Source organism: Streptomyces sp. NPDC028289 (genome assembly GCF_055565975.1).
The window spans coordinates 604,685-625,291 of sequence record NZ_JBVHTI010000007.1; the positions used below are offsets into that span (position 1 = coordinate 604,685).

General features: G+C 71.8%; 15 protein-coding genes, 1 tRNA gene and 1 pseudogene. 6 read left to right on the forward strand and 11 right to left on the reverse strand.

Features of this window, described 5'->3' with window-relative positions; genetic code table 11:
* Positions 1–47: 47 nt before the first annotated feature.
* Positions 48–2,780 carry a phosphoenolpyruvate carboxylase gene (gene ppc / locus ACZ4UV_RS35980; protein ID WP_451021658.1) on the forward strand — a complete coding sequence of 911 codons (2,733 nt, stop codon included), beginning with the start codon at positions 48–50 and terminating at the stop codon, positions 2,778–2,780.
* A gap of 66 nt (positions 2,781–2,846) precedes the next feature.
* Here the strand turns inward: ppc and ACZ4UV_RS35985 are convergent, their stop codons facing one another.
* The 6 genes from ACZ4UV_RS35985 to ACZ4UV_RS36010 all read right to left on the reverse strand — a co-directional run bounded on the left by ACZ4UV_RS35985 (position 2,847) and on the right by ACZ4UV_RS36010 (position 7,774).
* On the reverse strand, positions 2,847–3,347 hold the full coding sequence (locus tag ACZ4UV_RS35985; RefSeq protein ID WP_390046947.1) for a hypothetical protein: 501 nt from the start codon (positions 3,345–3,347) through the stop codon (positions 2,847–2,849).
* Between the two features lie 42 nt (positions 3,348–3,389).
* Positions 3,390–3,992: an aminoacyl-tRNA hydrolase gene (gene pth, locus ACZ4UV_RS35990; protein ID WP_467843705.1), complete on the reverse strand. Its 603-nt coding sequence runs from the start codon at positions 3,990–3,992 to the stop codon at positions 3,390–3,392.
* Positions 3,993–4,223: 231 nt separating this feature from the next.
* Complete coding sequence (locus ACZ4UV_RS35995) at positions 4,224–4,817, reverse strand: 50S ribosomal protein L25/general stress protein Ctc (RefSeq protein ID WP_451021660.1); 594 nt, start codon at positions 4,815–4,817, stop codon at positions 4,224–4,226.
* A gap of 196 nt (positions 4,818–5,013) precedes the next feature.
* A complete protein-coding gene (locus ACZ4UV_RS36000) occupies positions 5,014–5,994 on the reverse strand; it encodes a ribose-phosphate diphosphokinase (protein WP_451021661.1) in 981 nt (326 codons plus the stop codon).
* Positions 5,995–6,135: 141 nt separating this feature from the next.
* Complete coding sequence (glmU, locus tag ACZ4UV_RS36005) at positions 6,136–7,584, reverse strand: bifunctional UDP-N-acetylglucosamine diphosphorylase/glucosamine-1-phosphate N-acetyltransferase GlmU (protein WP_467843709.1); 1,449 nt, start codon at positions 7,582–7,584, stop codon at positions 6,136–6,138.
* Positions 7,585–7,699: 115 nt separating this feature from the next.
* Positions 7,700–7,774 (reverse strand) — tRNA-Gln (locus ACZ4UV_RS36010).
* A gap of 287 nt (positions 7,775–8,061) precedes the next feature.
* Here ACZ4UV_RS36010 and ACZ4UV_RS36015 point away from each other — a divergent pair.
* Positions 8,062–9,396 carry a sensor histidine kinase gene (locus ACZ4UV_RS36015; RefSeq protein ID WP_467843712.1) on the forward strand — a complete coding sequence of 445 codons (1,335 nt, stop codon included), beginning with the start codon at positions 8,062–8,064 and terminating at the stop codon, positions 9,394–9,396.
* A 10-nt stretch (positions 9,397–9,406) separates the two neighbouring features.
* On the opposite strand, the gene ACZ4UV_RS36020 is transcribed toward ACZ4UV_RS36015, so the two are convergent.
* Positions 9,407–9,904, reverse strand: coding sequence for an SUKH-3 domain-containing protein (locus tag ACZ4UV_RS36020; protein ID WP_451020290.1), 498 nt, complete (start codon positions 9,902–9,904; stop codon positions 9,407–9,409).
* Between the two features lie 76 nt (positions 9,905–9,980).
* On the reverse strand, positions 9,981–10,520 hold the full coding sequence (locus ACZ4UV_RS36025) for a YwqJ-related putative deaminase (protein ID WP_451020291.1): 540 nt from the start codon (positions 10,518–10,520) through the stop codon (positions 9,981–9,983).
* 299 nt (positions 10,521–10,819) lie between these two features.
* Between ACZ4UV_RS36025 and ACZ4UV_RS36030 the strand changes: the two genes are divergently transcribed.
* Both ACZ4UV_RS36030 and ACZ4UV_RS36035 read left to right on the forward strand, forming a co-directional pair.
* Entirely contained in the window at positions 10,820–11,815 is a 996-nt protein-coding gene (locus tag ACZ4UV_RS36030) for an SMI1/KNR4 family protein (RefSeq protein WP_451020292.1), read from the forward strand.
* 8 nt (positions 11,816–11,823) lie between these two features.
* Positions 11,824–14,487: an SUKH-4 family immunity protein gene (locus tag ACZ4UV_RS36035; RefSeq protein WP_467843716.1), complete on the forward strand. Its 2,664-nt coding sequence runs from the start codon at positions 11,824–11,826 to the stop codon at positions 14,485–14,487.
* 59 nt (positions 14,488–14,546) lie between these two features.
* On the opposite strand, the pseudogene ACZ4UV_RS36040 reads toward ACZ4UV_RS36035, so the two are convergent.
* Positions 14,547–15,767 (reverse strand): annotated as a pseudogene (locus ACZ4UV_RS36040) (RNA-guided endonuclease InsQ/TnpB family protein).
* Positions 15,768–16,131: 364 nt separating this feature from the next.
* On the opposite strand from ACZ4UV_RS36040, the gene ACZ4UV_RS36045 reads away from it, so the two are divergent.
* Positions 16,132–17,019, forward strand: a complete 888-nt coding sequence (locus ACZ4UV_RS36045; RefSeq protein WP_451020294.1) for a coiled-coil domain-containing protein — start codon at positions 16,132–16,134, stop codon at positions 17,017–17,019.
* A gap of 28 nt (positions 17,020–17,047) precedes the next feature.
* Here ACZ4UV_RS36045 and ACZ4UV_RS36050 read toward each other — a convergent pair whose 3' ends face one another.
* Both ACZ4UV_RS36050 and ACZ4UV_RS36055 read right to left on the reverse strand, forming a co-directional pair.
* Positions 17,048–18,694 (reverse strand): sodium/solute symporter, encoded by a 1,647-nt coding sequence (locus tag ACZ4UV_RS36050; RefSeq protein ID WP_467843719.1) that lies wholly within the window; start codon positions 18,692–18,694, stop codon positions 17,048–17,050.
* Entirely contained in the window at positions 18,691–19,101 is a 411-nt protein-coding gene (locus ACZ4UV_RS36055; protein WP_451020296.1) for a DUF485 domain-containing protein, read from the reverse strand. The genes ACZ4UV_RS36050 and ACZ4UV_RS36055 overlap by 4 nt, the downstream gene beginning before the upstream one ends.
* A gap of 334 nt (positions 19,102–19,435) precedes the next feature.
* Between ACZ4UV_RS36055 and ACZ4UV_RS36060 the strand changes: the two genes are divergently transcribed.
* Positions 19,436–20,575 carry a hypothetical protein gene (locus ACZ4UV_RS36060; RefSeq protein WP_467843723.1) on the forward strand — a complete coding sequence of 380 codons (1,140 nt, stop codon included), beginning with the start codon at positions 19,436–19,438 and terminating at the stop codon, positions 20,573–20,575.
* Positions 20,576–20,607: the final 32 nt, after the last annotated feature.

The following is a 20,607-nucleotide window of genomic DNA, read 5'->3' on the forward strand; positions in this document are numbered from 1 at the left end:
GACGGGTTCCCTCCAGACGAGCTTCAACACTGCAAGGAGCCGCACCTGTGAGCAGTGCCGACGACCAGACCACCACGACCAGCAGTGAGCTGCGCGCCGACATCCGCCGGCTGGGTGACCTCCTCGGCGAGACCCTCGTCCGCCAGGAGGGTCCCGAGCTGCTGGAGCTCGTCGAGAAGGTCCGCCGCCTGACCCGCGAGGACGGCGAGGCCGCTGCCGAACTGCTGCGCGGCACCGAACTGGAGACCGCCGCCAAGCTGGTCCGTGCCTTCTCCACCTACTTCCACCTGGCCAACGTCACCGAGCAGGTGCACCGCGGCCGTGAGCTGCGCGCCCGCCGTGCCGCCGAGGGCGGCCTCCTCGCCCGCACCGCCGACCGGCTCAAGGACGCCGACCCCGAGCACCTGCGCGAGACCGTGCAGAACCTCAACGTCCGCCCGGTGTTCACGGCGCACCCCACCGAGGCGGCGCGCCGTTCGGTCCTCAACAAGCTCCGGCGCATCGCCGCGCTCCTGGACACGCCGGTCATCGAGTCCGACCGCCGCCGCACCGACATCCGCCTCGCCGAGAACATCGACCTCGTCTGGCAGACCGACGAGCTGCGCGTCGTACGCCCGGAGCCCGCCGACGAGGCCCGCAACGCCATCTACTACCTGGACGAGCTGCACGCCGACGCGGTCGGCGACGTCCTGGAGGACCTGACGGCGGAGCTGGAGCGGGTCGGCGTCAAGCTCCCCGACGACACCCGTCCGCTGACCTTCGGCACCTGGATCGGCGGCGACCGCGACGGCAACCCCAACGTCACCCCCCAGGTCACCTGGGACGTCCTCATCCTCCAGCACGAGCACGGCATCAACGACGCCCTGGAGATGATCGACGAGCTCCGTGGCTTCCTCTCCAACTCCATCCGCTACACGGGCGCCACCGAGGAACTCCTCGAGTCCCTGCGGGCCGACCTGGAGCTGCTGCCCGAGATCAGCCCCCGCTACAAGCGCCTCAACGCCGAGGAGCCCTACCGCCTCAAGGCGACCTGCATCCGGCAGAAGCTGACCAACACCAAGCAGCGCCTGGCCACCGGCACCCCGCACGAGCCCGGCCGCGACTACCTCGGCACCGCCGAGCTCCTCGGCGACCTGCGCCTGATCCAGACCTCCCTGCGCGAACACCGCGGCGGCCTGTTCGCCGACGGCCGCCTGGCCCGTACGATCCGCACGCTGGCCGCGTTCGGCCTCCAGCTCGCCACCATGGACGTCCGCGAGCACGCCGACGCCCACCACCACGCCCTCGGCCAGCTCTTCGACCGCCTCGGCGAGGAGTCCTGGCGCTACGCCGACATGCCCCGCGAGTACCGCGCCAAGCTCCTCGCCAAGGAGCTCCGCTCGCGTCGGCCGCTCGCCCCCACCCCGGCACCCGTCGACGCGGCCGGCGCCAAGACCCTCGGCGTCTTCGAGACCGTGAAGAAGGCCCTGGAGATCTTCGGCCCCGAGGTCGTCGAGTCGTACATCATCTCCATGTGCCAGGGCGCCGACGACGTCTTCGCCGCCGCCGTCCTCGCCCGTGAGGCCGGCCTGGTGGACCTGCACGCCGGCTGGGCCAAGGTCGGCATCGTGCCGCTGCTGGAGACCACCGACGAGCTCAAGGCCGCCGACACCATCCTGGAGGACATGCTCTCCGACCCGTCGTACCGCCGACTGGTGGCACTGCGCGGGGACGTCCAGGAGGTCATGCTCGGCTACTCCGACTCCTCCAAGTTCGGCGGCATCACCACCTCCCAGTGGGAGATCCACCGCGCCCAGCGCCGGCTGCGCGACGTCGCCCACCGCTACGGGGTCCGGCTGCGCCTCTTCCACGGCCGCGGCGGCACCGTCGGCCGCGGCGGCGGCCCCTCCCACGACGCGATCCTCGCCCAGCCCTGGGGCACCCTGGAGGGCGAGATCAAGGTGACCGAGCAGGGCGAGGTCATCTCCGACAAGTACCTGATCCCCTCCCTCGCCCGGGAGAACCTGGAACTGACGGTCGCGGCCACCCTCCAGGCCTCCGCCCTGCACACCGCCCCCCGTCAGTCCGTGGAGGCCCTGGCGCGCTGGGACGCCGCCATGGACGTCGTCTCCGACGCCGCCCACGCGGCCTACCGCCGCCTGGTGGAGGACCCGGACCTGCCGACGTACTTCCTCGCGTCGACGCCGGTGGACCAGCTCGCCGACCTGCACCTGGGCTCCCGGCCCTCCCGCCGCCCCGGCTCCGGCGTCTCGCTCGACGGCCTGCGCGCCATCCCCTGGGTGTTCGGCTGGACCCAGTCCCGGCAGATCGTCCCCGGCTGGTTCGGCGTCGGCTCCGGCCTCAAGGCACTGCGCGAGGCGGGCCTGGACACCGTCCTGGACGAGATGCACGAACAGTGGCACTTCTTCCGCAACTTCGTCTCCAACGTCGAGATGACCCTCGCCAAGACGGACCTGCGGATCGCCCAGCACTACGTCGACACCCTCGTCCCGGACGAGCTCAAGCACGTGTTCGACACGATCCGCGAAGAGCACGCCCTGACCGTCGCGGAGGTCCTGAAGGTCACCGGTGAGGCCGAACTCCTCGACGCCACCCCGGTCCTCAAGCAGACCTTCTCCATCCGTGACGCCTACCTGGACCCGATCTCCTACCTCCAGGTCACCCTGCTCAAGCGCCAGCGCGAGGAGGCGGCAGCGGGAGAACCGGCCGACCCGCTCCTCGCCCGCGCCCTGCTCCTCACCGTCAACGGCGTGGCGGCGGGCCTGCGCAACACCGGCTGACCGCTGTCAGGCATGACGGTGCCCCGGGGTCGTACACCCCGGGGCACCGGTCGTTCTCGGCACAGCTCACTGCAACGCGGCGAACGCCGCGGTCAGCAGCGCGATCCCCGAACCCCCCAGCACCCACGCCACCCGCCTCAGCCGCAGCCCCCCGGCGACCACCACCGACGCCAGCAGCAACGCACCGCCCAGCGGCACCCAGGCGTACAGGACGCCGGCCGGCCCCGACCGGACCACGTCCCCGGTGCCGGGCCTCACGATCACGTCGTACGTCTGCCCCTTGCGCACCCCGACCGACTTGTCGAGGACGACGGTGGAGCGCGCCGACGCACCCGTCGACACCGGAGTGAACGGCCCCGTGCAGGTGTCCGCACCGCACACCGTCACCTTGACCGTGCCCCGCTCCTTGCCCTTCGTCAGCATCACGTCCTGCGCGGTGCCCCAGGACCCCCACACCCCGGCGACCAGGATCAGCACGGCGACCGCACCCATCGACACGACACGCAGCGCGTCGACCGGAGCCGTACGGGAGGAGGCGGCGGAGGCAGCAGGCATGGCCGGGATCATTGGCCATGTCCCTACGGCCGGTCAACTGCCGTGGGGGACAAGTCAGGAGTTGTACGAGCTTTGCGCCCGCTCCAGCCCCTCGGTGACCAGCGCCTCCACCGCGTCGGCGGCCCGGTCCACGAAGTAGTCCAGTTCCTTGCGCTCGGTCGAGGAGAAGTCCTTCAGCACGAAGTCGGCGACCTGCATACGGCCCGGAGGACGCCCGATCCCGAACCGCACCCGGTGGTAGTCCGCGCCCATCGCCTTCGTCATCGACTTCAGCCCGTTGTGCCCGTTGTCGCCACCGCCCAGCTTGAGGCGGAGCACGCCGTAGTCGATGTCCAGCTCGTCGTGGATCGCGACGATGTTGGCGACCGGCACCTTGTAGAAGTCGCGCAGCGCGTTGACCGGGCCGCCGGAGAGGTTCATGTACGACATCGGCTTGGCCAGGACCACCCGCCGGCTGCCCGGCCCCGGCGCCCCGAGCCGCCCCTCCACGACCTGCGCCTGGGCCTTCCCGGCCCGCTTGAACTTCCCGCCGATCCGCCCGGCGAGCAGGTCCGCGACCATGAACCCGACGTTGTGCCGGTTCATCGCGTACTCGGGCCCGGGGTTCCCGAGCCCGACGATCAGCCAGGGGGCGCCTGCGGGGGTGGTCACGTCCATGTCTCCTTGATACGCGCCAGCCGCCGCTCCCGGGGGGAACGGCGGCTGACCGTTGCTCAACCGCTTGCTGCTTGCCGCTTGCGCGGACCGCTTGCGGCTTACCGCTGTGGGGCGGGCGCCCACCGGGTAGCTACCGCTGTGGGCAATCGTTCCGCAGGGCGGAACGGGTGGGTACAGCCACCAGCGCCGGGCGCCTGCTCAGCAGACGGCACCTGCACCTGAACCGACGGCTCAGGCCTCGGCGGCTTCCTCGGCCTCGGTCTCGCCCTCAGCCGCTTCCTCCGCCTGCGCGGCCAGCACCTGGAGGACGACCGCGTCCTCGTCGACGGCCAGCGTCACACCGGACGGCAGGGTGATGTCCTTGGCGAGGACGGAGGCGCCGGCCTCCAGGCCCTCGACGGAGACGGTGACGGCCTCGGGGATGTGGGTGGCCTCGGCCTCGACCGGCAGCGCGTTGAGCACGTGCTCCAGCAGGTTGCCGCCCGGGGCCAGCTCGCCCTCGGCGTGCACCGGGATCTCGACCGTGACCTTCTCGCCACGCTTGACCAGCAGCAGGTCGACGTGCTCCAGGAAGCCCTTGATCGGGTCGCGCACCACGGACTTCGGGATCGCCAGCTCGTTCGACTTGCCGTCGATGTCGAGGGAGATCAGGACGTTCGGCGTACGCAGCGCGAGCAGCAGGTCGTGGCCCGGCAGGGTCAGGTGGATCGGGTCCGAACCGTGGCCGTACAGGACACCGGGAACCTTGCTGTCACGGCGGATACGGCGCGCGGCACCCTTGCCGAACTCGGTGCGCGTCGCCGCGGTGATCTTCACCTCGGACATGGTGATCACTCCTCGTAGAGGTAGATACGGACGTGGTCACCCGGCCACGAACGGCCTGCTACGAAGAGCGCGTCGATAACGGAGGCGTGGCCTCCCTCGCCGAGCAACTGGAGAAGTCTACTCGGCGCGAGAGGCCACAGAGAAATCGATCAGCGCCCGCCGGGCGCAAGTGATCATGCAGAAGCGTTTTTACAGCTCACTGCTCGTCGAACAGGCTCGTCACCGAACCGTCCTCGAACACCTCACGCACCGCACTCGCGATCGTCGGCGCGATCGACAGCACCGTGATCTTGTCCAGATCCCGGCTCAGCTCACCCGGCGTGGGCAGCGTGTTCGTCAGCACGAACTCGCTCACCCGCGAGTTCTTCAGCCGGTCCGCCGCCGGACCCGACAGCACACCGTGCGTGGCCGTCACGATGACGTCCTCCGCACCGTGCGCGAACAGCGCGTCCGCCGCCGCGCAGATCGTGCCACCCGTGTCGATCATGTCGTCGACCAGGACGCACACCCGGCCCTCGACCTCACCCACGACCTCGTGGACGGTCACCTGGTTCGCCACGTCCTTGTCGCGCCGCTTGTGCACGATGGCCAGGGGCGCCCCGAGCCGGTCGCACCACCGGTCCGCCACCCGCACCCGGCCGGCGTCCGGGGACACGATCGTCAGCTTGTCCTTGTCCACCTTCGTGCCCACGTAGTCCGCGAGCAGCGGAAGCGCGAACAGGTGGTCCACCGGACCGTCGAAGAAGCCCTGGATCTGGTCCGTGTGCAGATCCACGGTCAGGAGCCGGTCCGCACCCGCCGTCTTCATCAGGTCGGCGATCAGCCGCGCCGAGATCGGTTCACGGCCCCGGTGCTTCTTGTCCTGCCGCGCGTAACCGTAGAACGGCACAATCACCGTGATGGACCGCGCCGACGCACGCTTCAGCGCGTCGATCATGATCAACTGCTCCATGATCCACTGGTTGATCGGAGCCGTGTGGCTCTGGATCACGAAGCAGTCGGCACCACGCGCCGACTCCTGGTAACGCACGTAGATCTCGCCGTTCGCGAAGTCGAAGGCCTTCGTCGGGACGACCCCGACACCCAGCTGGTGGGCGACCTCCTCGGCAAGCTCGGGGTGGGCGCGGCCGGAGAAGAACATCATCTTCTTCTCGCCGGTCGTCTTGATCCCGGTCACAGCACTGTCTCCTCAGAGGTGTCTCAGCCGTACAGCTGGATCTTCCGCGCCCCGAGTGCCTGGTGCGGAAGGGCGAAACAGCTGGTTAGGTGCGGGTGTGCACTTATCACGGTACGACGTCTTCGGCGCACCTGTTTCCGGTCAGTCCTCGCTCGCGTCCCGCCGGGAAGCCGCCTCGGCAGCCTTCGCCGCCGAGCTCCCCGGACGCTTCCGGGCCACCCAACCCTCGATATTCCGCTGCTGACCGCGGGCCACGGCCAGCGAACCGGGCGGCACATCCTTCGTGATCACGGACCCGGCAGCGGTGTACGCACCGTCCCCGATCGTGACAGGCGCCACAAACATGTTGTCCGAACCCGTCTTGCAGTGCGACCCGACGGTGGTGTGGTGCTTGCTCTCGCCGTCGTAGTTCACGAACACACTCGCCGCGCCGATGTTCGAGTACTCGCCGATCGTCGCGTCACCGACGTACGAGAGATGCGGAACCTTCGTCCCCTCCCCGATCGAGGCGTTCTTCGTCTCCACGTAGGTGCCGATCTTGCCCTTCGCCCCGAGCCGGGTCCCCGGCCGCAGATAGGCATACGGTCCCACGCTCGCCTCCGCACCGATATGAGCGGAATCGGACACCGTGTTGCTCACCCGCGCTCCGGCGCCGACCCGGGTGTCCTTCAGCCGGCTGTTCGGCCCGACCTCGGCGCCCCGTGCGAGGTGCGTCGAACCGAGCAGCTGCGTCCCCGGGTGCACGACGGCGTCCTGTTCGAACGTCACGGTCACGTCCACCCACGTCGTCGCCGGGTCCACGACCGTCACGCCGTCCAGCATCGCCCGTTCCAGCAGGCGGTCGTTGAGGATCCGCCGCGCCTCCGCCAGCTGCACGCGGTTGTTGATCCCGGCGATCTCGCGGTGGTCGTCCGCCACCGAGGCCCCCACCCGGTGCCCGGCCTCCCGCAGGATCCCCAGCACATCGGTCAGGTACTCCTCACCCTGGCTGTTGTCCGTCCGCACCTTCCCCAGCGCGTCCGCCAGCAGCCGGCCGTCGAACGCGAACACCCCGGAGTTGATCTCCCGGATGGCCCGCTGCTCGTCGGAGGCGTCCTTGTGCTCCACGATGGCCGTCACGGCCCCCGAGGCGGAGTCGCGCACGATACGGCCGTAACCGGTCGCGTCCGGCACCTCCGCCGTCAGCACGGTCACCGCGTTGCCGTCGCCGTGATGCGTCCCGGCGAGCCGCTTCAGCGTCTCCCCGGTCAGCAGCGGAGTGTCCCCGCACACCACGACCACGGTCCCGTCGACCGCCCCGCCCAGCTCCTCCAGCGCCATCCGCACGGCGTGCCCGGTGCCGTTCTGCTGCTCCTGCACGGCGGTACGGACACCGGCGTCGACCTCGCCGAGGTGCGCGGCGACCTGCTCGCGCGCGTGCCCGACGACGACGACCAGGTTCTCGGGGTCCAACTCGCGGGAGGCGGCGAGCACATGACCCACCAGGGAACGGCCGCAGATGTCGTGCAGGACCTTGGGTGTGGCCGACTTCATACGGGTGCCCTCACCCGCTGCGAGAACGACGACGGCTGCCGGGCGAATGGCGCTCACGGAGTTGCCCTTCGGCTTTTTGGACGGGTGGGGGTGACATCCGCAGGATACCGGGGCGTTTCGAGGGGGACATGAGAGCGGGCCCTGACGGAGCTGTCAGGGCCCGAACCGAGCATGGCTCCCCCGCCAGGACTCGAACCCGGACAGATGGCACCAAAAGCCACAGTGCTGCCAATTACACCACGGGGGAACAATATCGACAGAACCGGACATTTAGTCAGGTCGTCGAGTGGCGCCTCCTACTATGCCGTACCGGGCGCCTTCGACGCGACGGTACAAGTCGGCTCCCTCCCGGACCCCGTGGGGCGGCCGTCGGCCCCGAGGTTCCCCGAAGTCCCGAACCCGCCGGATGGATGTGACATACCGTCCGGGCGGAATGATTGGCACATTTCGGTGTTGTTCGGTTACGCAGTGTGGTGGGGGCGAGTAGACGAAACTCACCGGAAAAGCCCACCCCCGCGCCCGTAGGCTGGAGGCATGACCACGACGGGGGCAGACCACGCGACGGCCTTGAGAGGGCCGTGGTGGTGGTCACGGTGGCGTAGTGCGGTGCTGGACGTGGGGCTCGCGCTGGTGTCGGCGCTGGAGTGCGCCGCGGAGGGGATTCCGTTCGCGCGGGACGCGGGGATCCCGGTGTCGGCGGGGATCGTGTTCGGTTTGCTGGCCGGTTCCGTGCTGGTGCTGCGCCGGAAGTGGCCGATCGCCGTGGTGCTGGTCGCCATCGCGATCACGCCGGCCCAGATGGGCTTCCTGATGGGCATCGTCGGCCTGTACACGCTGGCCGCGGCGGAGCTGCCGCGGCGGATCATCGCGGCGCTGGCGGGGATGACGTTCCTGGGGACGCTGATCGTGACCTTCGTGCGGGTGCGGCAGAGCATGGCGCGGGGGGATCTGACGCTGGGGGACTGGTTCGTTCCGTTCGCGTCGCTGGCGACCTCGCTGGGGCTGACGGCTCCGCCGGTGCTGCTGGGGCTGTACGTGGGCGCGCGGCGGCGGTTGATGGAGAGCCTGCGGGAGCGGGCGGACAGCCTGGAGCGGGAGCTCCAGCTGCTCGCGGAGCGGGCGGAGGAGCGTGCGGAGTGGGCGCGGGGTGAGGAGCGGACGCGGATCGCGCGCGAGATGCACGACGTGGTGGCGCACCGGGTGTCGTTGATGGTGGTGCACGCGGCGGCGTTGCAGGCGGTGGCGCGGAAGGACCCGGAGAAGGCGGTGAAGAACGCGGCGCTGGTGGGGGACATGGGGCGCCAGGCGTTGACGGAGTTGCGGGAGATGCTCGGGGTGCTGCGTTCCGGGGAGGCGGCTCAGCGGCGTACGACTGCGGCCTCGGCCTCGGCCTCGGCGTCGGTTTCGGTGCCGTTGGCGGCGGTGGGGGTGGCGGCCGCGGCGGCGGCTTCGCGGGTGGCGGCCGAGGACGAGGGGCCGTGGCTGTCGGAGCTGGAGGTGCTGGTCGGGCAGTCGGCGGCGGCGGGGATGGTGGTGGACCTGTCCGTCGAGGGGGACGTGCGGTCGTATGCGGCGGTGATCGAGCAGACGGCGTTCCGGGTGGTGCAGGAGGCGCTGACGAACGTGCACAAGCACGCGGCGGGTGCGAAGACGCACGTGCGGCTGGCGCACCGGGTGGCGGAGATCGCGATGCAGGTCGAGAACGAGCCGCCACCGGAGCCGGCGTCGGCCGCGGCCGCGCGGCTGCCGTCGGGCGGGAACGGCCTGGTGGGGATGCGTGAGCGGGTGCTCGGGCTGGGCGGGGTGTTCGTGTCGGGACCGACGGATGCCGGGGGTTTCCGGGTGTCGGCGGTGATTCCGGCGGCCTGACGGGCAGCCCCTAGGCCTGGGTGGTGAGGCGTTGGGGTTCGACGCCTGCGATGAGGGTGGTCAGGGCCTGGTCGATGTCGGGGCCGACGTACCAGTCGCCGGTGTGGTCGAGGGTGTAGATGCGGCCTTCGGCGTCGATGGCGAGAACGGAGTGGGTGTCGGTCTCCGCGCCGAGGGGGCAGACCTCGGTGCCGAGGGCGCGGCCGAGGTCGCCGAGGGTGCGGGCGAGGTGGAGGCCGTGCAGGGGGTCGAGGTGGAGGGTGGCGGGGGCGATCTGGCGGCCGCTGCCGGTGGGGCTGATGTGCAGGCCGCCGAACTCGGCCCAGGCCTCCACCGCTGCGGGGAAGACGGCGTGCCGGTGTCCGGCGGGTGAGGCGTGGTCGCGCAGGGCGTCGGCCCAGACCTCGGCCTGTTTTATGTCCCAGCGTCCGGGTTGCCAGCCGGCGGCGCGCAGGGCTGCGTCGACGGGCACGGAGAAGCGCGTGGAGGAGGTGCGGTCGGCGTGCATCTGCCCTTCGATCGTCCTGGTCGGTGTGCGGGTGCGGGTGCGGGTGTGCGGCGTGTGGGGTGTGGGGGTGTGTGCGTCAGGCGTCGGCGGTGGTGGGGTCGACGACGCGGACGCCGAAGTGGGCGGTGAGGGCGGCGCAGGCCCGGCAGGGGGCGGCGAAGCTGCCGTGCAGGGGGTCGCCGTCCTCGCGTATGCGGCGGGCGGTGAGTTTGGCCTGCTTGAGGGATTTGCGGGCTTCGCCGTTGGTCATGGGTTTGCGGGCGGCGCGTTTGCTGCGGGCGCTGTCGGCTGTGCTGATGTGCCGGGAGATGAGGATGGCCTCGGCGCAGCGGCCGGTGAAGCGGTCGCGCTGTCCGCTGGGGAGGGTGTCGAGGAACTCCTGGACCAGCGGGTGCAGCGGGGGCGGCTGGTCGCCGCGGGCGGCGGTGCCGGTGAGGGTGGCGCCGCGGACGGAGAGGGCGGCGGCGACGGTGGGCAGGATGCCGTCGCGGCGGTGCTGGAGGGTGGGCACGGGAGGTATTTCGCTGCTGCTCCAGCCGATGCGGGGGTCGCCGTTGGTGGCGCCGTGGACGGCGCCGGACATGGCGGTGTGTGGTCCCGTCTGTGTGGTGTTCATGATCGTCTTCCCCTCCCGGGCATCCCCCCGAAAGTCACAGACTGCCAAATCCTGTGGCGGGTGCGGTAGCTGGGGCGGTGCGACACGCCCGGGTTTGGGCAGGCTGTCACGGCGGGGTGACGGCTGGTCACGGAACCGGAGGGCCGGTGACCGGGGTTCGTGTACCGCATAGGCTGTCGGCAACCGCGATGGGCGCGGTCGACGCGTCTGGGACGTGGGAGAGACAGCCGGATACGGGCCGTGGCGCGCCGCAGGGGTGTGATGCCGGTTCGTACAGAGTGCCGCAGGGGGCAACCGTCATGACGACAGGTCGGCTCGGGCAGCAGGCCGCGCCGCCGAACGCGGCCTATGCCGGGCAGGTCGTGCATTTCCCGGATCCGGTTCGGGCGGCACGTCACCCGAGAGGGGTACGGATCGACGAGCGCGGTTACCCCGACTTCTCGCCCTACGCGCGTGCGGCGGCGGAGATCGCCGATCCGCCGGAGGGGTTCGGTGTCGACGAGTTGCGGCTGACGGACTTCGTGTCCGCGAACGCGGTGCTGGCGGCTTCGGGCCATGAACTGTGGGACACGGTGCCCGCAGTGGCGACGCCGCACGGCTGGACGTGGCATCACGTGGCGGGGTCGCGGCGGCTGGAGCTGGTCCCGGTCGAGGTGAAGGCGTTGCTGCGGCACCACGGCGGGGTGGCGACGGCACGGGTGGACCACGACAAGCGGGGGACGCGGCCGTTGCAGGAGACGCGGCCGGCGCACTTCGGGCTGCCGAAGTCCGGTGTGGCGGTGTCGGAGTCGCAGGTGCAGGGGGTCGAGGAGGACCTCGGGTACCGCTTGCCGGGTGCGTACCGCTCGTTCCTGAAGGCGGCGGGCGGCTGCGCGCCGGTGGGCACGGCCCTCGACGCGGGCCTCGGACTGCTGGTGGACCAGCCCTTCTTCACCGTCCGCGACGAGGCGGCGGTGAACGACCTCGTGTACGTCAACAAGTGCCTGCGCGACCACCTCACCAAGGACTACCTGGGCGTCGGCTTCGTGCAGGGCGGTCTGCTGGCGGTGAAGGTCAAGGGCGACCGGCTGGGTTCGGTGTGGTTCTGCGCGTACGACGACGCGCGTGACGTGGATCCGGGGTGGCCGCCGGCGGAGCGGGTGGAGCGTCTGCTGCTGCCGTGCGGTGAGGACTTCGACGTGTTCCTGTCGCGGCTGGCGGGGTCCCCGCCGGAGTTGGAGACGGTGGCGAACCTGATGGTCGACGGTGGTTTCGCGCGTGCCGTGCCGGTGTCCTCGCCCGGCTCGGGGGAGTGAGGTCCGGCATGGTGACGTTCGCGCAGGCGCAGGAGCGCGCGGAAGAGTGGATCAACGGTGACGTCCCGGCGTACCAGCACCGTGAGGTGCGGGTGCGGGAGTTCGGTCTCGGCTTCGTGGTGTGGGGCGAGGACCGTGCGGAGGGTCCGCGGTCGGACGCGGGCGGGCAGCGGGTGGTCATCGCCCGCGACAGCGGTGAGGCCACGCTGTGGCCCGCGCTGCCGGTGGGCGAGGTGATCCGCCGGTACGAGGAGGAGTACGGCCGTGAGGCAGAGGTCGCCGACGCGGTGCCGGCGCCCGCGGCTCGGGTGGACCTGAACCAGACGTCGTTCCTGTTGAGTCCGCCGGAGTGGCTCCAGGAGGCGGCGGACAAGCTCGGTATTCCGGACCGGCGGTCGGGGAGTGACGGGGCGCCGGCCGGTGCCGGTGCCGGTGCCGGTGGCGCTTCTTGGCCGGCGGCAGGTGCGGGCGCCGGAGCCGGGGCGGGGGCGCAGGGCGCGTCGAGTGCGCCCGGTGCGCCGGGCGTGCCCAACGTGCCCGCCGGCGCGACTCCCTGGGCCGGCACCGACACCAACGCCGATGCCGGTGAGGACCGTTCCGTGCCGTTGCCCGCGACGGTGTTCGCACCGCCGCTGAGCGATGCCGACGACGGTGCCCTGGGAGAGGCCGAGACGGCGCTGATGGCGGGGGGCAGCCAACTGCCCCGCACGGCGGTGTCTCCGGCGCTCGACGAGGCGGGGGCGCCGGGCGGGCCGGGTGCGCGGGGCGGCACGCCCCCGCCGCCTCCGCAGGGCGCCCCGTCGTACGGCTACCCGCAGGGACCGGCGGCTCCCGGCACGCCCCCGCCGGGCGCGCCCGGCCGTCCGCAGGCGCCCGCGACGCCGCCCGCGCCCTCGTACGGCTACCCGCAGGCGCCGGCCGCCCCGGGCTACGGCTATCCGCAGACGCCGGCCGGTGCTCCGGGCGCGCCCCAGCCCCCGGCGGGTCCGGCGGGCCCGGCCGCTCCGGGGCGGCCCCTCGCGCCGAACGCCAGTGACATAGCGGACGCCGCGACGAGCAGGGCCGCGCCTCCTCCGCGCCGGGCGCGTGGCGGGGCCGGCGCGCCGCCTCCGCCGCCGGGAGTCCCGGGGGCGCCGGGAGCACCGGGCGCCCACCCGGCGGCCGCGCCTCAGCCGCCCGCGGGCGGGTATGCGCCGACGCAGATGGTGTCGGCGCCGGGCCCCAAGGGGCCTCAGGGTCCGGCGCAGGTGCCGGGCGCGCAGACCCCGCCGGGTGCCCCCGAGGCGCCCGGTGCGCCGGGTGCTCCGGGTGGCCAGCCGCCGGGTGATGTGCATCGTGCGGCCACGATGCTGGCCGACCCGGGTGGGACGGGCGGGGGCGCGCAGCAGCCTCCGGCTGCCCCTGGCGCACCTTTCGCCCCCGGCGTATCGCAGCCTCCGGGCGCCCCTGGCACGCCTCCGGCGCCTCCCGCGCAGGGCTCTGCCGGTGGTGCGGGCGGGGCGGCGGCGGTTCATCACGCGGAGACGGTGCTTTCCGCGCCTCCGGTGGGTGCTCCGCCCGCCCCGGGTATGCCGCCGGGCGCCCCGCAGATGCCGCCGCCGATGCCGGCCGCTGCGATGCCGTCGCCCGGTCAGCCCGTTCCCGGTCAGCCCGTGCCGGGGCAGCAGCCCCCGGCGTACGGCTACCCGCAGCAGGGGCAGCCGACGGTGGGCCCCGGCTACCAGGCGGTGCTGCGCTACCGGGCGCAGGACGGTTCGGAGCAGCAGCTGATCCGGCGTTCGGCGCCGGGCACGCCGCACCCGGAGTGGCAGATCTTCCACGAGCTGCGGGCCATGAACGTGCCGCCGGACCAGGTGCTGGAGCTGCACACGGAGCTGGAGTCGTGCGAGCTGCCGGGTGCGTACTGTGCGCGGATGATCCGGGAGCAGTGGCCGCAGGCGCGGCTGGCGAGCATCGCGCCGTACGGGACGGACCACGCGAGCCGGCAGCAGGGGATGCGCCAGTTGCTGGCGCATCAGGGCGAGTTGCACCAGGTGGCGGCGGGTCCCGCGCGGCCCGCGCCGGTGCGGGCGCCGTTGCCGCAGGTGCAGGCGGCGCCGCCGATCCCGCCGGAGGCGATCGCGCAGGAGCTGGCGGCGGCGTTCGGTCCTGGCGTGTTCCGGTTCGAGCAGGCGGCGGTGTCGCGCCAGGGCGTGCCCCCGATCGTGGCGCACACGCTGGTGGCGGCTGGGCTGCCGCTGGACATGGGGCCGTTCTTCTGGGCGCAGGCGCAGCCGGGCCGGCCGGTGCCGACGCTGGCGGAGCTGGCGCAGGAGCGCGGCCTGCAGCCGGCGTCGGACGCGGCGTCGTACCTCGTCATGGGGACCGACTTCGGCAAGGCGGTCTGCGTGCAGTACGGCACCGCGAACATCGTCGCCGTGCCCGTGGAGGCGGGGCCGGGCGGGGCGTCCGTGCCGCCGCAGTTCGTGAACACGGGGCTGCCGGAGTTCGCCCGCTGCCTGGCGCTGCTGGGCCGGATGTGGCGGCTCAGGTTCGGCCTGAACCAGGAGCAGGCGGGCCGCTGGACCGTCGACTTCCAGGCCCAGCTGGCCTCCCTGGACCCGGCGGCGCTCGGATCGCCGGAGAGCTGGTGGTCGGTGCTGCTCGAGCAGATGTGGGACGGACTGCTTTGACATGCTCCTCGTCCTGAAGGGCGAGGGGATTCTGGTCCTCCCGACCGGTTTCTGTGCCGCTACTCAGCACAGAAACCGGTCGGGAATCCGTGGCTTCCTGTTTCTTCGCGCTGTGCCGGGATTAATCCTGGTCTTACCGGCGCTCCGCAGGCCGAAACCGCCAGTCCGGCGGCCGTCTTCACGTCGATGGCGGCGTTGGTGTCCCGGTCGTGGACGGTGCCGCAGGCGGTACAGGTCCATTCCCTGACGTTCAGGGGTTTGGGTCCGTCCTTGACGCCGCAGGTGGAGCAGGTCTGGGAGGTCGGTTCGAACCGGCCGATCTTGACCAGGGTGCGTCCGTACCGTTCTGCCATGTACTCCAGCATGCTGATGAACGCGGACCATCCCGCGTCGTGCACCGACGTGGCCAGTTTCGTGCGGGCCGGTCCCGCCACCGACAAATCCTCCACGGCGATCCCTTGGTTCTCGGAGATCAGCTTCGTGGAGAGCCGGTGGTGGAACTCTCGGCGTGCGTCAGTAACTCTGGCGTGGGCGTGGGCGACTTTGAGACGGGCCTTGGCGCGGTTCTTCGATCCCTTCTGCTTGCGGGACAGCTTCTTCTGGGCCTTCTTCAGTTTTTTCTCCGCGCGGCGCAGAAAACGCGGGGAGCTGATCTTTGCCGTCGGAGAGGACCGCGAAGTGGGTGAGGCCGGGATCGATTCCGATCGTGCGGTCGGTCTCGGGCATCCTCGCCTGGTCGGTGCCGGGGTCGGTGTCGATGACGAAGGAGGCGAAGTACCGTCCGGCCGCGTCCTTGACGACGGTGACGGAGGTGGGAGCGGCGGGCAGTGTGCGGGACCATCTCACCTTTACCGCGCCGATCTTCGGCAGGTTCAGACGGCCGCTGTCGGTGATGGTCCAACGGGCGTTGGCGGTGAACCGGATCGACTGCTCGGCGTCCTTGCGGGACTTCAAGCGGGGCGGACCCATCCCGGGGCCCTTGCGGACGCATTTGAGCGAGGCGAAGAAGTTCCTATAGGCGGCCTCGGCGTCCCGCAGGGACTGCTGGAGGGCGACAGCGGACACCTCGCCCAGCCACGAGCGTGCCGCTATCCGCTTCGCTTCGGTGACCAGCTTCCGGGACAGCTCCCCGGCGTCGGGAACCGCTGCCCGGTTCGGCGGGCGTCCTCGCGGGCGCGGACCGCGTCGTTGAAGACCACCCGGGCGCATCCGAAAGCCCTGGCCAGCGCGGCGCGCTGACCGGCATTCGGGTAGAGCCTGAACGCGTGACGGAGCTGCATGGGGATCACGCTAGAAGCTCGGACACCCGCTGCTGCCGGGAACATGTGCGCGAGATGTCACCGGCGTCTGCACTCCCGGCTCCTGGAAGCACCACCGCCTCGCTCTGGGCCGCCACCACGAGATTCGCTGCACCTGTCCGTGGAGCGCCGTCAGGTGAGCGCGTTTGTGGTGCGACAGTGCCGGCGCTACCGAAGGGCGCGCGGCTGAGCTTTCACGCCCCCTGACGCGCTTCCCTCTCCCGGTGCGGCGTGCGGTGTTTCCAGCGCAGCATGCGGAGTGTCGCGTTATGAACACTTACGTCCGATCCATCAAGATATCCGCGAAATCATCATTTCGTGCGGGTCCGGCGGAGAGGGGTTCCAGGTGAGCAGCGCATCGATGCCGCCGTACGAGTTCGTGACCGTCCGGGGGCGTGGCTACCGCCCCGACGAGGTCGACACGTTCCTGGTGGCGCTCTGCGAGGACCGGGACGCGGCGTGGGAGCGTGCCGCGCGGCTCACCGTGCTCGCCAAGGAGATGGAGGCGGAGGCCGAGCGGTTGCGTGCCGTGGTCGAGCAGCTCCCTCCGCAGACGTACGAGGCGCTCGGGGACCGCGCGCACCGGGTGTTCCGGCTCGTGGTGGAAGAGGCGAAGACCCTGCGCGAGGGTGCCCGGCGTGAGCTGACGGAGGGGGTCGTGGAGGCCGCGGCCCGCGCCGACAGCGAGTGCGATGCGGTGCGGGAGCAGGCCGACGCGCTCCGAGCGGACACCGAGGAACGCGCCCGCCAGCTGCTCCTCGCCGCGAGCGCCGAGGCGGACGACATCCGCATCGGCGCCCGCCTGGAGGTCAAGGAGCAGCGGGGCGAGGCTCTTGCGGCCCTGCGCGAGGTGCGGCAGCGCACCACCGGGATGCTCGCCGAACAGGCCAAGGAGCACGCCGAACGCTGGGCCGAGGAGGAGCGCGAGGAGGCCGCGCGCGCCGCCGCGGTCGACGCGCACAACGCCGAACGCATCGCGCGCGCCGAGGCCGCCCTGGCGGAGGCGGAGCAGGCCCTGGAAGAGGCCGGGGAGTCGGCGCGCCGCTCCGAGGTGGAGGCGGACGAGCGTGCCCGCGAGATCCTCGCGGAGGCCAAGGTCCACGAGGAGCGCATCGCGCGGGAGACCGAGCGGGTGCTGCGCGAGCACGGCGAGACCTGGGACGACGTGCAGGCGCACATGGACCACATGCGGGACAGTCTCGTGACCCTGACGGGGCGCGCGGCGGCGGAATAGCGCCCCGCGCCTCCTCGGACCCGAGGCTTCACGCCGCCTCGACCCCGCGCCGCCTCGCGTCCTCCTGACTCCCTCTCCGTACCGCCCCCGCGAGGATCCACCCCTCCACCGCCTCGTACTGCCTGCGCTGTTCCGCGGCCCTGCGCCGGCCGGAGGCCACGGTCCCCAGCCAGCCCAGGAAGAATCCGGCCGGGATGGAGACGAGGCCGGTGGTGGTGAAGGGGAACCAGTTGAGGTCGGCGTGCGGGAAGGCGGCGCCCGGCGAGCCCGAGACCAGGTTCGTGCCGGGCATCAGGAGCAGCACGGTGAGGGTGCCGCCGAGCAGGGTGCAGAGCAGGCCGGTGCGGGTGTAGCGGCGCCAGAAGAGGCCGTAGACCAGGGCGGGGGCGAGGGCCGAGGCGCCCACGCAGAAGGAGAGGATGATCAGGGGCTGCAGGCTGTGGTGCTGCACCAGGACCGCCAGCAGGATCGTGGGGACCCCTATGGCGAGCGCGGAGACCCGGGCCAGGGCCATCTCGCGGCGGGCCGGCATCTCCTGGCCGCGGGTCGCGAAGACGTCGTGCGCGAGGGAGTTGGCGCAGGCGAGGATCATGCCGGCGACGGAGGCGAGCAGGGTCAGGAAGACCGCCGCGGTGACCGTGGTGAAGAGCAGGGTCTCCGCCGTCGACACGTCGGCCCCGAACGCGGCACGGGAGCCCAGCAGGTAGGCCGTGTTGCCCTGCGGGTCGGCGGCGGCCACGGCGGCGCGGCCGACCAGGGCGGTGGCGCCGAAGCCGACGACGCTGACGATCAGCACGAACAGGGCCACACACGACACCGCCCAGGACATCGAGCGGCGGACCTGGCGGGCGCTGGAGGCGGTGTACATGCGCATGGTGATGTGCGGCAGGCAGGCGCCGCCCAGGACGACGGTCAGCTCCGAGCTGATCATGTCCAGGCGGGGGGCGGGACCGCCGGTGAACTGGAGGCCGGAGTTCAGGTACGCGGTTCCGGCGCCGCTGCCCCGGGCCGCGGCGGCGAGCAGGGCGCCCGGGTCCCAGTCGAAGCGGTGCAGGACCAGCAGGGCGACCACGGTGCCGGAGGCGAGCAGCATCACGATCTTCAGGATCTGGATGAGGGCGGTGCCCTTCATGCCGCCGATGGCCGCGTAGCTGATCATCAGGGCGCCGAGGCCGATGACGCAGCCGGTCTGCACGGTCTCGTTGGAGAAGCCGAGGACGAAGGCCATCAGCTGGCCGGCGCCGGCGAGCTGGACCAGCATCAGCGGCAGCAGGGCGGCGATGGTCACCGCGCAGGCGGCGATCCGTACGCTGCGGCCGGGCATCCGGCGGGCCAGCGCGTCGCCCATGGTGAACCGGCCCGCGTTGCGCAGCGGTTCGGCCAGCAGGAACATCAGCAGCATCAGCGACAGGGCCGTGCTGAGGGCGAGGACGACGCCGTCGTAGCCGCACAGGGCGATCACGCCGGCCGTGGCGAGTACGCCGGCCCCGGAGATGTAGTCGCCCGCGATCGCCAGGCCGTTGCGGAGCGGGGAGAGGGAGCCGTAGCCGGTGTAGAACTCGTCGAGGTCGTCGCGGTCCGGGCCCGTCATCACGCACAGCAGGAGGGTGAGTGTCGCGACGACGGTGAAGGCGACCAGCGACATGGACTGCGCGGAGCCGCTGAAGCCGGTCACCGCACGGCCCCGCGCCTGGCGTCCAGTTCCGCGGTCCGGCGGATGCGGTCGGCGAGCGGGTCGACGTGGCGGCGCGCGGTGTGCTCGTAGAGGGCGATCGCCAGCCAGGTGACCGGGAGTTGCAGGAGTGCGAGGAGCAGTCCCGCGGGTACGCCGTCGGCGACCGTGCTCGTCATCACGCCCGGGGCGAACGCCGACAGCACCAGGAACAGGGTGAAGTAGCCGAGCGCGGTGAGGGTCGCGGCGCGCCGCTGGAGGCGGTAGGCGCCGCGCAGCACCCGCAGGTCGCTGTGGTGGCCGACCGGCTCCCGGTGCGGCACGTGGCGGGGACCCGGCGGCTCGGGCGGCACCGGCTGCCAGGGGTAGGTCAGCCGGTTCGGGTCGGGTGGGCAGGGGTCGTGGGACATCCCGGTGCTCCTTGCGTGGCTCGGGTCCGTGGCGGCGGACCGCAGGGAGAGGAGGGAGCGGGGGACGCACGTTACTCGCAGGTATGCGGGGTGTGCGGCCTTTTCCTTCAACTGGCCGGCCGGTATGCGCTTACTGCGCGGCAACGCGCCTGACCTCGGGTGTTACCCGCGTTAACCCATATTTTCCTCGCGCCCGGATCCGCGGCGGCCCGGGACGTACGTCCGCCCTTCGCGGGCCGCTACAACTGTTCGACGGCGACGGGAGTCCTGATGGGCGGGGCACGCCTTGACCCGCCGTTCGCCCGTCCGTCGCCGACGCTTCATGTGGGGGCTCATGTTCCAGACCTCTTCCGGACTTCGTGTCCTCGGGCGGACCGTCGGCGCGCTCGGTGCCCTCGCCCTGGTCACGCTGGGTGCCACGCCCGCCGCGGCCGGCGATCCGGCGGCCGGGGTGGTCCTGGGTGAGATCGCCCCGATCGACGGGGCCGAGCCGGGCGGCACCGTCCGGGTGCCCACCAGCTTCACCGACACGGGCACCAAGGCGCTCGGCAAGGTCTGGCTGACGTACACGCTCAGCCATGGACTGGCCCATCCGGAACCGGCCGGACTCCCGGCCAACTGTGCGTACTCGACGATCGCCGCGGGGGACGGGGAGCCGGACAGGACCGAGGTCATCTGCGAGTTCGGCCAGACGGTGCGGCCCGGTGTCGTCTACGCGCCCGGGAGACAGCTGACCTTCCCCGTGCGCGACAGCGCGTTGTACGAGGTGATCGAGGTGAAGGCCGAGACCGCCGGGTACCCCTACCCGGGGGACAACTTCTCGCGGGAGGTGCGCGGAGCCGCGCCCGCGGTCGAGCTGGTCGAACAGCCCGATGCCGTCGCTGCACCCGCCGGCGGCGCGAGGAACAGCCGCTGGGACGAGGCCGACGTGCCGGTGACCGCCGTGAACACGGCCGACTTCAAGGTCACCGGGGCGCGGTTGCAGGGGGACGTCGGGGACACCGTCCCCCTGACCGTGAGCTTCGCCGACGCCGGACCGGCCTGGGTGCAGCGGCGTGACCGGGCCGATGCCGCCCGGATCGTGGTCAGGATGCCCGCCGGTACGTCGGTGGCCAGGACCGACCCCTACTGCCGCAGGACGGGATCCGGTGAGTACGTCTGCGGCATCGACTTTCCCTGGGTCGAGGAAGGCTACGAGCGGAGCTACACCTTCCGCCTGAAGATCGACAAGGCGGTGTCGGGGGCCCGGGGATCGATCGGACTGACCGGCGCGTCCCGGCCGTTCGACACCGACGCGGGGAACGACAAGGCCGGCATCCGGCTCGACGTCACCGGCGGTGACGGGGCGTCCGGCGGCGACACGGAGAACACCGGTGCCGGTACGGCCCTCCCGTTCGTGGGCGCCGTCGCGGCGGCCGCCGTCGTCGCCGCGGGCGCGGTCCTGGTGGCGCGCCACCGCGCGAACAGGCGCTAGCGGGGCGGGGTTTCGGGCAGCGGCGACGGCTC